Raw genomic sequence first — 13,260 nt, forward strand, 5'->3', positions numbered from 1 at the left:
CTGCCCCCCTCTCCACCGCTCGCCGCGCCGGCCGTACGCGAGGAGGCGACCGTCGCGAAGCTGCTGACGGAGCTGCAGAAGCTGTACCAGCGGGCCGAGGAGGCCAGTGAGACGTACAAGGCGACGGAGGAGTCCGTCAAGGAGCAGCTGGGCGAGGTGAAGAAGGTGACGGCGGGCCTGTCCAGGGCCCGCGTCGCACTCGCCGAGAGCCGGGGCGCGGCGGGCCGGCTGGCGCGCGAGCAGTACCAGGGGCGCAGCGGCCTCTCGCCGTACCTGCGGCTGCTGCTCGCGAAGGACCCGCAGCACGCGCTGGCGCAGGGACACGTACTGCGGCGGGCGGCGGACGACCGGGCGGCGACGATCGCCCGGCTGGAGCGCGGCGAGCGGCGGGCGGACGAGCTGGCGACCCGGGAGCGGTCGGCGCTCGACAAGCGGCAGACGCTGGCCCGGAAGCAGAAGAAGCAGCGCGACGTGGTCCGGGCGCGGCTGGCGGAGGTCCAGACGCTGCTGGCGTCGCTGACGGACGAGCAGCTCGCCGACCTGGCGCGGCTGGAGGAGCGGCGCACCGGTGCGGCGCAGCGCGGCCTGCTCGCCTCCGGCGCGCTCGGCAGCCCCGGCTCCGCCGCGACCCGGGCGCCCTCGCGGCAGGGCGGGCGGGCGCTGGAGTACGCGGTACGGCAGATCGGGAAGCCGTACGTGTGGGGAGCGGAGGGGCCGGGGTCCTTCGACTGCTCGGGGCTCACGTCCCAGGCGTGGGCGCACGCGGGCAAGGAGATCCCGCGCACCAGCCAGGAGCAGTGGCGGCAGCTGCCGAAGGTGCCGCTGCGGGAGCTGCGCCCCGGTGACCTGGTGATCTACTTCCCCAAGGCGACGCACGTGGCGATCTACCTGGGCGACGGGATGGTGGTGCAGGCGCCGCGCCCCGGGGCCCGGGTGAAGGTCTCCCCGATCGCGGCGAACCCGCTCCTGGGCGCGGTCCGCCCGGACCCCCTGCTGAAGCCGATGGCCTCCTACACCCCGCCGAAGCTGCCGCCGGGCGCGGCGGCGGGCGAGGACAGGGGGTACGGGTCGCCGACCGCACCGCAGGCGTAGCCGCCGGCTACGCCCCGGCCGCCGCCCCGGCCTGGGCCAGGTAGGCGTTCGTCTTCTCGGGGTCGTAGAAGAAGTTCTCGAAGTCGGCCGGGTCGTTGAAGCCGTTGGCGAAGCGGTCCGCGACCGGCTGGAGGCCGCCCGCCGCGCCGATCAGGTTCAGGACGTGCTCCGGCGGGACGCCCAGCATCGCGTTCGTCCACTTCGTGACGTGCTGCGCGGTGTCCCAGTACCGGTCGAACGTGGACTGCATCCACGCCTCGTCGAACGGCTGGTCGCCGTGCGACGTGATCGACGACAGGTACGACGCGGCGCACTTGGACGCGGAGTTGGAGCCCTGACCCGTGATGGGGTCGTTGGCGACGACCACGTCGGCGACGCCCAGCACCAGGCCGCCCGACGGCAGCCGGCCGATCGGGTTGCGCACGGTCGGGGCGTACCGGCCCGCCAGCGTGGCGTTCGCGTCGGTCAGCTCGACCTTCGTGGCGCGCGCGTACTCCCACGGCAGGAACTTCTCCATCAGTTCCAGCGTGAGCGACAGGTGCTCGGAGGGGTCCTTGACCCCCTTGAACACGTCCACCGGACCGCCCGGGACGCCCTCCCAGAAGAGGATGTCCGCACGCCCGGACGTGGTGAGGGTCGGCATGACGAACAGCTCGCCGACGCCCGGCACCAGGTTGCAGCGCACCGCGTCGAACTCGGGGTGTTCGGGGCGCGGCCCGAGCCCGTGGACGTACGCCACCGCCAGGGCGCGCTGCGGCGCGTCGTACGGGGAGCGGGACGCGTCGCGGCCGAACATCGAGACCAGCTCGCCCTTGCCCGCCGAGACCATGACCAGGTCGTACGTACGGGAGAAGTAGTCGAGGTCGGAGACGGCGGCGCCGTGGATGACGAGCTGCCCGCCGCGCTGCGCGAACGTCTCCATCCAGCCGGCCATCTTCACGCGCTGGTCGACGGACTGGGCGTAGCCGTCGAGCTTGCCGACCCAGTCGACGGCGCGGGAGGAGTCCGGCGCGGCGACGGAGACGCCGAGGCCCTCGATCTTCGGGGCCTGCGACTCCCAGAAGTTGATCTGGAGGTCGCGCTCGTGCTGGAGGGCGGTGTGGAACATGCACTGCGTCGACATGACCCGGCCCGACCGGATCTCGTCCGCCGTGCGGTTGGACATCAGGGTGACCTCGTACCCGCGGGTCTGGAGTCCGAGGGCGAGCTGGAGACCGGACTGACCGGCCCCGACTATGAGTATCTTCCGCATGACGGGGTCTCTCCGTTGAGTGGCTTGAAGGGCTGTTCGGGGGCGCGGACTATTCGGGCGCGGTGGTGAGCGCGTGACCGACGAGGGCGAGCAGCGACTCGACCACCGTGATCCGCTTGCGCGCGTCCATGATCACGACCGGTACGTGGGGCGGCACGGTCAGGGCTTCCCTGACGTCCTCGGCCTCGTACTCCTCGGTCCCCTCGAAGTGGTTCACGGCGACGATGTACGGCAGCCCGCAGCTCTCGAAGTAGTCGAGCGCGGGGAAGCAGTCCGACAGCCGGCGGGTGTCGGCCATGACGATCGCGCCGATCGCGCCGCGCACCAGGTCGTCCCACATGAACCAGAACCGCTGCTGGCCGGGCGTGCCGAAGACGTACAGCACGAGGTCGTCGTCGAGGGTGACCCGGCCGAAGTCCATCGCGACGGTCGTGGTCGTCTTGTCCGGCGTCGCGGAGAGGTCGTCGGTCTCCTCGCTCGCGGTGGTCATCACCGCCTCCGTCTGGAGCGGCGTGATCTCCGAGACGGAGCCGACGAACGTGGTCTTGCCGACGCCGAACCCGCCCGCCACCACGATCTTGGTGGCTATGGGGGCCCGGGTGCGGTCGGTCTGCCAGTCCCGGGCGCCCTCGTCGGCCTGCGGCGGGACGGCCGGCAGGGGCGACGCCTGGGGCTGGGCCGGGACCGACGCCGTGTGCGCGGTGGCGCGGGGTTGGAAGGTCTCGGTCTCAGAGACGACGGAGTCCACTCAGCACCCTTTCGAGCAGTGCGCGGTTCGGCTGGCCGGGCGCGTGCCCGGTCCCGTACACACGGATCTTTCCCTGGTCGGCCAGGTCGCTGAGCAGCACGCGGACGACGCCCAGCGGCATCTTCAGCAGTGCGGAGATCTCCGCGACCGTACGCATGCGGCGGCACAGCTCGACGATCGCCCGCATCTCCGGCATGACGCGCGTCTGGAGGCCGCCGTTGGTCAGCTCGCGCCGCTCCTCCGGGGCCTCGATCGCCGCGACGAACGTCTCGACGAGCAGGACGTGCGTGAAGCGGGTGCGGCCACCGGTGAGCGAGTACGGGCGTACGCGGGCGGGCCTGCGGCCGTCGCCCCGTACGGGAAGCTTTGCGGGGGTGGGCGGCGTCACAGGGCGCTCTCCAACGATTTGCGCAGCTCGCTGCGGAGTTCGGGGGTGAGGACGTGGCCGGCGCGGCCGACGAAGAGCGCCATGTGGTACGCCACGACGCTCATGTCGCAGTCCGGCGAGCCGTGCACGCCGAGCAGCGAGCCGTCGCTGATCGCCATGACGAAGACGCTGCCCGACTCCATCGCGATCATCGTCTGCTTGACGCCGCCGCCGTCCATCAGCTTCGCCGCGCCCTGGGTGAGGCTGGCGAGTCCCGAGACGATGGTGGCCAGGTCGGCGCTGGAGCCCTTCGGGCCGTCCTGGCGGACGGCGGGGGCGGCCGGTCCGGCGTTCCGCTCCGGGTCGGAGGACAGGAGGAGCAGCCCGTCGGACGAGACGACGGCGACCGAGAGGAGACCCGGTACCTCGTCGACGAGATTGCTCAACAGCCAATGGAGATTACGGGCTTCGCTACTCAGCCCGAACGTGCTGGACGCAGTCAACTGCGTGCCTCCTCAACTGTGTCCCCCTTGGTTTCTGTCTCTGTGTCGCTGTCTGAGTCCGTACGGCCCCCGTGTGCTGAAATCTCCGCCTCGACGTCGCGGCGGCCCTTGACCGACCCCTGGTGGAACCCGCCGAGCCTGCGCCGCAGGGCTTCCGCGTCGACGCCGCCCGAACGCGCCTTCGGCTCCGACGGGCCGGACTTGACGACCTTGGGGGTGCGCTTCGGCAGTCCCTTGTCGGTGACCGGCTCGACCTTCGTCGCGGCGGGGGCGGCGGCGGTCTCGGTGCCGGCGGTGTCGTCCGTGTCGGCGGTGTCGTCCGTGTCGTCGTGTGCGGTGGCGGCGTCCACCTCCGGGTCGGCGTCCATCTCGTCCTGGGGCGCGGCGGACTGCTGGGGCAGCCGCATGGTCCAGGTCGGCTCGTCGACCGGCGCCTCGGTGTCCACGTTCCCGTCGGCGGTGCGTTCATGTGCGTCCGGACCGATGGCGTACGGGTCGGCGGCGGCGGACGGGGCGACGGACTCGGTGGCGGGCTCGACGGCGGGCTCGGAATTGTCGTCGCCCGGCTCGGCGTCGGCCGCCGGCTGCTCCGCGTCCTCCAGGATCGTCCGCTCGGCCGCCTCCACCAGCGGGTCCTTCGCACCCTCCCGCAGCGAGTCCTCCCGTACGGAACGTCCGGGCAGCGCGTTGGAGTTGGCCTCCGCGACCGACCCCGGCAGGTTCAGCGTGGGGGCGTCCCCCGCCACCGGCACGGTGGGCGGCACGGCCGTCGGCGGTGCGGGCGGCAGCAGTGCGTCGGGCAGGACGACGACCGCGGCGACGCCGCCCTGCTTCTGGTCGCGCAGGCTGACGCGCACGCCGTGCCGGGCCGCCAGCAGCGCGGCCACGTGCAGGCCGATGCCGCCGTCGGCGCCGTCGCCCGGCTCGTACGAACCGGGCTCGGCCAGGCGCGCGTTCAGCTCCGTGAGGCGGTCCGACGGCACGCCGATGCCCTCGTCCTGGACGGAGAGCATGACCTCGCCGCTCTCCAGGAGCCATCCCGAGAGCTCGACCTTGGCGTCCGGCGGGGAGAACGACGTGGCGTTCTCCAGGAGCTCCGCGAGGAGGTGGCTGAGGTCGTTGGCGGCGAAGCCCGCGACCTGCGCACGCGGCGGGATCGACTGGATGGCCACCCGCTCGTACCGCTCGATCTCACTGACGGCCGCGCGCAGTACGTCGACGAGCGGCACCGGGTTCTGCTGCCCCTGCCCGTGCTCCGTACCGGCCAGGACCAGCAGGTTCTCGCCGTGGCGGCGCATGACGGTCGCCATGTGGTCGAGCTTGAAGAGGGTGGCGAGGCGCTCCGGGTCCTGCTCGCGCTCCTCCAGGCTCTCGATGACGCCGAGCTGGCGCTCGACGACGCCCAGCGTGCGCAGGGAGAGGTTGACGAAGGTGGAGTGGACGGTGTGGCGCATCCGCTCCAGCTGCGCGGCGGCGTCGGCGACCTGCTCCTGGAGTTCGGCGCGCTGGGTGGCGAGGGTCTCGCGCTGACCGATCAGGTGCGTGCGGTCGCCGGCCAGCTTCTCCGCGCGGGCGCCGACCTCGGCGAGCCGGGAGTGCAGCGTGTTGAGGGAGCGTACGACCTGGGCGAACTCGTCGTTGCGCCCGTTGAAGCGCACCGGCTCGACCGGCTCGCCGCCGGGCTCCGGTTCGGCGGCCAGCCGTGCGGCGCCGAGGCGCAGTACGGCGAGCGGGCGGGTGAGCGTACGGGCGACGGCCGTGCTGACGCCGACGGCGACGAGCAGGCAGACACCGGCCAGGGCGATCCGGATCTCCAGGGCCGTGACGTCGTCGTCCCGGAGCTGGGAGAGCCGGCTGACCTGCGCCGAGCCGAGGGAGGACTCGACGCCGCGCATCAGGTCGATACGGGCCGACAGGGCGGCCTCGGCCTTGGCGCGGTCCGTGCCGAGCTCGTTGTCGGAGAGCTGGGGCTGGTCGGTGAGGCGCGCGAGGAACTGCTCGGCGGTCTTGACCTCGGGGCCCGTGACGGTGGTCTTGAGGGACTCGCGGGCGGAGTGCCCGGCGGCCTGGTCGAAGTCGGCGAGCGCGGAGAGTTCGCGTACGCGCGACTGCTGGGCGGCGGCGCTCAGGGCATTGCGGGTACGGACGCTCTCGGAGTCCGGGTCCTCGGGGGCCGGGACCAGGAGCCCGGTGACGGGGTCGACGCGGTTGCCGGTGTTCTCGCGCGGCACGGAGAGCGCGGCGAGCAGCAGTCCCCGGGTGGCGGCGGCCTGCTCGACGGCATGGCCGAGGGAGGCGGGGGCGCGGGTGGCCTCGGCGGCGCGCGGGGGCGTCTTGTCGGCGAGCTCCTCGGCGAGGTCCTGGAGCTTCTCGATGGCCTCGGTGTACGCCTTGTGGGCCTCCAGCGCGGTGCGTTCGCCGGACAGGGCCTCGCGGCGGATGCCGGGGATCCTGGCCAGGTCGCGGCGCAGGCCGGCGGGCGCCTCGATCTCGATCTCGTCCATCTGGCGGTCGACCCGGGCCGTGCGGCTCGCGGAGAGCCCCTTGCTCTTGCCGCCGTCGGCCGAGCCGTCCGTACCGTCCTCGCCGTCCGTGCCTTCGCCGGCGCCGCGTCCGGCCGCGAGGTACGCGGTGACGTCGTCGCGTTCGTCGGCGAGGGAGTGCGCGAGGGTGACTGCCTGCCGGTTCAGCTCGGCGAGGGTGACCAGCCGCTGGGACTCGGTGAGTTCGGAGGAGGCGCTGAGGATGGCGGGGGTACCGGCGGCGAGGACGGTGACGCCGACCAGGGCCACGCCGGCGACCAGCCGGCTGCGTACCCGTACGGTGCGTTCGGTCCGCTCGCCGTTGCCGCTGTCGCCCCGAGTCCGCTTTTTCTGCACCGGTGCTCGCATTCTTGCTTGACTCGTCTGCTCACGTGGCCGAGGTGACGACTGGTCACACAGGAACGACGCCCCACCCCAGTTGAAGACTCGAATGACTTCAGACCATTCCAGCGCTTTTGGGAAGAAGGCGCGCAGCACGCGCTCCGCCACCTGAACGAGTGAACATCAATCGGGAGTTGGCGAACAACTCCCGATGCCATTCGTCTCACGCGCGCGCGGAGTGCCGGTTGGAACTTCCGCCCGCGCTTTGGCAGGATGCGCCCCCGCAGGTTCGCGGAGTAACCCATTCCACCCATAAACCGGCACCTCACCTGCTGGTACGTGCCAATTGACCCCCGCGGCGCGGCCGTCGGACGGCTGCGCGGCACCTCATGCAGACTGGGCCGCATGCGATGCGAACTGGCCACGGCTCCCGGCGACCCCGAACGCCCCAATGAGGACTGGGCGTCTGTCGCGCTGCCCGCCGCCGGCCAGGGTGGGTCGCTCGTCCTGCTGGACGGTGTGACGCCTCCGGCGAGCGACTACGGGTGCGTTCATCCGGTGCCCTGGTTCACCGCCCGGCTCGGCGGCGCACTGCTCGAATTGTCCGCTTCACGGCGGGATTTGACGCTGGCGGAGGTCCTGGCGGGGGCCATTCGGCGCACCGCCGACGCCCACCGCGAGACCTGTGACCTTTCTCACGTTCGCACGCCCCAGGCAACGGTGGTGCTGGCGCGCTGGGGGGCGGAGGAGATCGAACACCTGGTGCTGTCGGACTCGGCGCTGCTGCTGGAGGCCCGCGACGGCTCGGTGCGGGCGGTCCTCGACGACCGCCTCGACCGGGTCCCGCCGGAGGTCCTCGCCTCCCTCGCGGCGACCGACGCGCTGCGCAACGCGCAGGGTGGCTTCTTCACGGCGGCCGCCGATCCGGCGGTGGCCGGCCTCGCGGTGACCGGGGTGACCGCGCGCGCGGAGGTACGGGCCCTGGCGGCGCTCAGTGACGGGGCGTCGCGGTGGGTTGACATGTTCGGCGAGGGCGACTGGGCGCAGTGCGTGGCCGTACTGCGCAAGGAGGGGGCGCAGGGCCTGATCGACCGGGTGCGGACGCGCGAACGGGCGGAGCCCACGACACCGCTGGTACGCCGTTGGAAGCGCCACGACGACGCGGCGGTGATCTACGCGGAGCTGTGAGGGACGGGGCCGGGGGCGTGGGGCTGCCCGCGCTCCGAGACCTCGGCCCTCCGCCTGGGCGCCTTGGGCTCGGCCCTCCGCCCGGACGCCCTGGGCTCAGCCCTCCGCCCGGACGCCCTGGGCTCCGCCCTCCGCCCGGACGCCCTGGGCTCCGCCCTCCGCCCGCACGTTCAGCTGGTGCAGCAGTCGGGCGAGTTCCGCCACCTCCGCCCGGTCCCAGCCCGCCAGCTTCCGTACGTACCGGGCGCGTCGCGCGTCGCGCACCCGCCGGAAGCGGGCCCGGCCCTCCTCCGTGAGGGCGACCAGCGAGGCCCGCCCGTCCGCCGGGTCGGGCTCGCGCGTGACCAGGCCGAGCTCCTCGAGGGCCCGCAGCTGCCGGCTCATCGTCGCCTTGCCGACGCCGAACCACGCGGCCAGTTCCGTCGCCCGCTGCCGGTCCGCCTCGTCGAGCCGTACCAGCAGGCCGTACGCCGCCGGCTCCAGCTCCGGGTGGACCTCGCGGGCCATGTCACCGGAGGAAGCCCGGGCCCTGCGCAGAAATACGGCCAATTCACGCTCCAGCGCGAGGAATTCGCGGTCCACACCACTCCCCTCCGCCACGCGCCCGTCATCCGCTCTTCCGCTTCCGTGCACGTCAGAACTCATAGCGCGCTTTCCTCACCCTGAAGTTTTCTTTCACCGGCGTTCATTGCCGCAGCTCCGCCAGTATTTCGCAGGAGTAGACCAACGGCGGAACCCGGACCCCCTTCCGCCCTCCCTGTCTACGTGCGTAGCGTCCTTTGTGACATGTCCACACCAGTGACCTTGTCGACAGGTCTCCCCACGCCTGTTCCCACCACCCCCACCGAGCCTTTCGGAGGCACGCAATGCCCGTGCACAGATCCGGAACGGCCCGCCGCCCGCGCACCGCGGCGGCCGGGATTCTCCTCTCCTCGCTCTCCGCCCTCGCCCTCCTCCTCACCCTCCCCGGCGCGGCCACCGCCTCCGGTTCCTCCGGTTCCTCCGGTTCCTCCGGTTCCTCCGACGGGAAGCCCGAACGCGGCTCGGCCCGCATGGGCATGGGCGTCGTCGAGCACGACGGCCAGGGCGGCCTGCCGCGCGACACCCGCGTCACGCAGACCGAGGGCGTGGACGTCAGCAGCCACCAGGGGAACGTCAACTGGTCGTCCCTGTGGACCAGCGGCGTCAAGTGGGCCTACGTGAAGGCCACCGAGGGGAACTACTACAAGAACCCGTACTTCGGGCAGCAGTACAACGGCTCGTACAACGTCGGCATGATCCGCGGCGCCTACCACTTCGGGACACCCAACGACTCCAGCGGCGCCAACCAGGCCCACTACTTCGTCGACAACGGTGGCGGCTGGTCGCGCGACGGCAGGACGCTGCCCGGCGTGCTCGACATCGAGTGGAACCCGTACGGGGCGCAGTGCTACGGCAAGACGCAGAGCGGCATGGTCGCCTGGATCCGCGACTTCCTCACCACCTACAAGGCCCGCACCGGCCGCGACGCCGTCATCTACACGGCGACCAGCTGGTGGAAGGACTGCACCGGCAACTACGGCGGCTTCGGCTCCGTCAACCCGCTGTGGATCGCCCGCTACAACACGACGGTGGGCGAGCTGCCGGCCGGCTGGGGCGTGCAGACCATGTGGCAGTACACGTCCACGGGCCCGATCGTCGGCGACCACAACAAGTTCAACGGCGCCCTCGACCGCGTACAGGCCCTCGCCCACGGCTGACCGGCCCGGCCCGGCGCGCCGCACGGTGCCTGGGGGCGGCGTCTGGGCTCGCGCCCTGTCGGCCCGGCGGGTCGGCCCGCTGGGTGGCTCGCTGGGTCGTCTCGGCGGGTCTGCCCGCTGGGTCTGATCGCCGGGGTCGGCCCGGCGCCTCGGCCCGCAGGGTCGTCCCGGCGGGTCGGCTCGCTGGGGCCGGCCGTCTTGCCAGGACGTGCCGCGAGAGGCGTGGGCCCCGCACGTACGGCCGGCCGGCCGGCTCGGCTCCTACGCCCCCTCGGCCTCGTCCGCCGTGACCCTCGGCAGTTGCGCGACCGTCGCGACCACCGCCAGCAGCGACGCGTCACCGGCGAGCGGATGCGTCGTCGCGGTGGCGATGAACCCGGCGTCGCTCAGGTGGGTGAGCAGCAGGCCCTTCTCCCGCGCGACCTGCTCGGGGTCCGGTGGCGCGTAGCAGAGCACCAGGCTCCCCGAAGGGCGGAGCAGCCCGGCGACGACCTCCAGCTCGCGGGCGGCCGGCCCGGTCCAGAAAACGTTGACGTCGACCGCGAGGATCTTGTCGAAGCGGCCGAGCGTGCCGGTGTCGGCGTCCGCGAGGGCCGTATGGACGAACGTGGCCCGGCCGGCCCGCACGGCGTCGGCGTTGCGCTCGCTCGCGGCCGTGACCGCCACGTCGGAGCGGTCCAGGCCGACGAGCTCGCCGTCCGGCAGGCCGTCGAGGATCAGACCGGCGGCGACACCGCGCCCGCATCCGATCTCCAGTACGCGGTCGTCCGGGCGGACGTCGAGAACGCCGACGGCCACCGTGAGCCGCTCCGGTACGCGCATGCCGCCACCTCACCGTCGCTGATGCCCCCGGCCGTCGTCCTCTCCCGCCGCCGCGCCCCTCCTGGATTGTTTCCGATACCTCCGTTGTATCCGATTACCTGCCCTTTCGCGCGGAAGCCCCCCGTCCTCCCAGGTGGGAGAGCGGGGGGCCTGCCACAGCCGGGCGGCCGGCGGCGTCCGTCACGCCGCCGCCGGCACCCGTACCTCTGCCGGGGCCAGAGCGATCTCCAGGACCTGACGGACGTCCGTCACCGGGTGGATCTCCAGCTTGTCGAGGATCTCGGCCGGTACGTCGTCCAGGTCGGCCTCGTTCCGCTTGGGGATCACGACCGTCGTCGTACCCGCCCGGTGCGCCGCGAGCAGCTTCTGCTTCAGGCCGCCGATCGGCAGGACGCGCCCGGTCAGTGACACCTCACCCGTCATCGCCACGTCCGTACGGACCAGCCTGCCGGACAGCAGCGACGCGAGGGCCGTCGTCATCGTGATGCCGGCGCTCGGGCCGTCCTTGGGGACCGCGCCCGCCGGGAAGTGGATGTGGACGCCCCGGTCCTTCAGGTCACCGACCGGAAGTTCCAGTTCCGCGCCGTGCGAGCGGAGGAAGGAGAGCGCGATCTGGGCGGACTCCTTCATGACGTCGCCGAGCTGGCCCGTCAGCGTCAGGCCCGCGCCGCCCGTCTCCTCGTCGGCCAGGGACGCCTCGACGAAGAGCACGTCGCCGCCCGCGCCCGTGACCGCGAGCCCGGTGGCCACGCCGGGGACCGCCGTACGGCGCTCCGACGGGTCCTGGGCCGACTCGGGCACGTGGTGGGGCCGGCCGATCAGGGCGCGCAGGTCACCGTCCGTGATCGTGAACGGCAGCTCCTGCTCGCCGAGCTCGTGCTTGGCCGCCACCTTGCGCAGGAGGCGCGAGACCGAGCGCTCCAGGTTCCGTACGCCCGCCTCGCGGGTGTACTCCCCCGCCAGCTTCCGCAGCGCGGACTCGTCCAGCGTCACCTCGCCCGGCTCCAGGCCCGACCGCTCCAGCTGGCGCGGCAGCAGGTGGTCGCGGGCGATGACGACCTTCTCGTCCTCGGTGTAGCCGTCGAGCCTGACCAGCTCCATGCGGTCGAGAAGCGCCTCCGGGATGGCCTCCAGAACGTTGGCGGTGGCGAGGAAGACCACGTCGGAGAGGTCGAGCTCGACCTCCAGGTAGTGGTCGCGGAACGTGTGGTTCTGCGCGGGGTCGAGCACTTCGAGCAGCGCTGCGGCCGGGTCGCCGCGGAAGTCGGAACCCACCTTGTCGATCTCGTCGAGGAGGACGACGGGGTTCATCGACCCGGCTTCCTTGATGGCGCGCACGATCCGCCCCGGAAGGGCTCCCACGTACGTACGCCGGTGACCGCGGATCTCCGCCTCGTCGCGTACGCCGCCGAGCGCGACCCGTACGAACTTGCGGCCCATCGCGTGCGCGACCGACTCGCCCAGCGACGTCTTGCCCACGCCGGGCGGCCCGACGAGGGCCAGCACCGCGCCGCCACGACGGCCGCCGACGACGCCGAGGCCGCGGTCGGCCCGGCGCTTGCGCACCGCGAGGTACTCGGTGATGCGCTCCTTGACGTCCTCCAGCCCGGCGTGCTCGGCGTCCAGGACCGCCTTGGCGCCCCGGATGTCGTACTGGTCCTCGGTCCGCTCGGTCCAGGGCAGCTCCAGCACGGTGTCGAGCCAGGTGCGGATCCACGACCCCTCGGGCGACTGGTCGGAGGCCCGCTCCAGCTTGTCGACCTCCTTGAGGGCGGCCTCCCGGACCTTCTCGGGGAGGTCGGCGGCCTCGACACGGGTCCGGTAGTCGTCGGACTCGTCCTCGCCCTCCTGGCCGTTGATCTCGCGCAGTTCCTTGCGCACGGCGTCGAGCTGACGGCGCAGGAGGAACTCGCGCTGCTGCTTGTCGACGCCTTCCTGCACGTCCTTGGCGATGGACTCGGCGACGTCCTGCTCGGCGAGGTGCTCGCTCAGCCACTTCACGGCGAGCTTGAGACGGGCCACCGGGTCGGCGGTCTCCAGCAGCTCGACCTTCTGGGCGGTGGTGAGGAACGGCGAGTAGCCGGAGTTGTCGGCGAGGGCCGAGACGCCGTCGATCTGCTGCACGCGGTCGACGACCTGCCAGGCCCCGCGCTTCTTCAGCCAGCTGGTGGCGAGCGCCTTGTACTCCTTGACCAGCTCGGTGACCGCCCCGGGGAGGGGATCGGGGAGGGTCTCGGCGACGGCCGCGCCCTCGACCCAGAGCGCGGCGCCGGGGCCGGTCGTCCCGGCGCCGATCTGCACGCGGCTGCGGCCGCGGATGAGGGCGCCGGGGTCTCCGTCGGAGAGCCGCCCGACCTGCTCGACGGTGCCCAGGACGCCGGTCGCGGCGTACGTGCCGTCGATCCGCGGAACGAGAAGCACCTGCGGCTTTTTGCCACTGGAACGGGCGGCGGCCTGCGCGGCCTCCACCGCGGCGCGTACGTCCGTGTCGGACAGGTCCAGGGGCACCACCATCCCCGGCAGCACGACCTCGTCGTCGAGCGGCAGCACGGGCAGGGTGAGCGGGTTGGACGTCGAAGCCATGATCTCCCCTTCAGCAGTGAACTTGAGCTATGCCGACTCAATGCTTGTGCGCGGCTGAATGTTCCCGGGGAGGGGCGCGTTCGCTGTGGGCGATCAAGGGGG

General features: G+C 72.4%; 11 protein-coding genes. 3 read left to right on the forward strand and 8 right to left on the reverse strand.

Annotated elements, in window-relative coordinates; genetic code table 11:
* On the forward strand, positions 1-1,092 hold the full coding sequence (locus tag E2E34_RS22405) for a C40 family peptidase (RefSeq protein WP_244315983.1): 1,092 nt from the start codon (positions 1-3) through the stop codon (positions 1,090-1,092).
* Between the two features lie 7 nt (positions 1,093-1,099).
* On the opposite strand, the gene E2E34_RS22410 is transcribed toward E2E34_RS22405, so the two are convergent.
* From E2E34_RS22410 to E2E34_RS22430, 5 genes are all read right to left on the reverse strand, one after another.
* Positions 1,100-2,344, reverse strand: a complete 1,245-nt coding sequence (locus E2E34_RS22410) for a styrene monooxygenase/indole monooxygenase family protein (protein WP_138903711.1) — start codon at positions 2,342-2,344, stop codon at positions 1,100-1,102.
* A gap of 49 nt (positions 2,345-2,393) precedes the next feature.
* Entirely contained in the window at positions 2,394-3,002 is a 609-nt protein-coding gene (locus E2E34_RS22415) for a GTP-binding protein (RefSeq protein WP_138903720.1), read from the reverse strand.
* Positions 3,003-3,072: 70 nt separating this feature from the next.
* Positions 3,073-3,480, reverse strand: a complete 408-nt coding sequence (locus E2E34_RS22420) for a DUF742 domain-containing protein (protein WP_138903712.1) — start codon at positions 3,478-3,480, stop codon at positions 3,073-3,075.
* Positions 3,477-3,962: a roadblock/LC7 domain-containing protein gene (locus tag E2E34_RS22425; protein ID WP_138903713.1), complete on the reverse strand. Its 486-nt coding sequence runs from the start codon at positions 3,960-3,962 to the stop codon at positions 3,477-3,479. Before E2E34_RS22425 ends, E2E34_RS22420 begins: the two co-directional genes overlap by 4 nt.
* Positions 3,959-6,841, reverse strand: coding sequence for a sensor histidine kinase (locus E2E34_RS22430; protein ID WP_425573381.1), 2,883 nt, complete (start codon positions 6,839-6,841; stop codon positions 3,959-3,961). Before E2E34_RS22430 ends, E2E34_RS22425 begins: the two co-directional genes overlap by 4 nt.
* A gap of 390 nt (positions 6,842-7,231) precedes the next feature.
* Between E2E34_RS22430 and E2E34_RS22435 the strand changes: the two genes are divergently transcribed.
* Complete coding sequence (locus E2E34_RS22435) at positions 7,232-8,014, forward strand: protein phosphatase 2C domain-containing protein (RefSeq protein ID WP_138903715.1); 783 nt, start codon at positions 7,232-7,234, stop codon at positions 8,012-8,014.
* Between the two features lie 96 nt (positions 8,015-8,110).
* Here E2E34_RS22435 and E2E34_RS22440 read toward each other — a convergent pair whose 3' ends face one another.
* The gene (locus E2E34_RS22440) at positions 8,111-8,659 is read right to left on the reverse strand and encodes a MarR family winged helix-turn-helix transcriptional regulator (protein WP_138903716.1); all 549 of its coding nucleotides are present in this window, start codon (positions 8,657-8,659) and stop codon (positions 8,111-8,113) included.
* A 221-nt stretch (positions 8,660-8,880) separates the two neighbouring features.
* On the opposite strand from E2E34_RS22440, the gene E2E34_RS22445 reads away from it, so the two are divergent.
* On the forward strand, positions 8,881-9,753 hold the full coding sequence (locus tag E2E34_RS22445) for a lysozyme (RefSeq protein WP_138903717.1): 873 nt from the start codon (positions 8,881-8,883) through the stop codon (positions 9,751-9,753).
* Positions 9,754-10,014: 261 nt separating this feature from the next.
* Here the strand turns inward: E2E34_RS22445 and E2E34_RS22450 are convergent, their stop codons facing one another.
* Both E2E34_RS22450 and lon read right to left on the reverse strand, forming a co-directional pair.
* Positions 10,015-10,575, reverse strand: coding sequence for an SAM-dependent methyltransferase (locus E2E34_RS22450; RefSeq protein WP_138903718.1), 561 nt, complete (start codon positions 10,573-10,575; stop codon positions 10,015-10,017).
* A gap of 180 nt (positions 10,576-10,755) precedes the next feature.
* The gene (lon, locus tag E2E34_RS22455; protein WP_138903719.1) at positions 10,756-13,158 is read right to left on the reverse strand and encodes an endopeptidase La; all 2,403 of its coding nucleotides are present in this window, start codon (positions 13,156-13,158) and stop codon (positions 10,756-10,758) included.
* Positions 13,159-13,260 lie beyond the last annotated feature (102 nt).

The organism is Streptomyces albidochromogenes (genome assembly GCF_005981925.1).
Taxonomy (GTDB): domain Bacteria; phylum Actinomycetota; class Actinomycetes; order Streptomycetales; family Streptomycetaceae; genus Streptomyces; species Streptomyces albidochromogenes.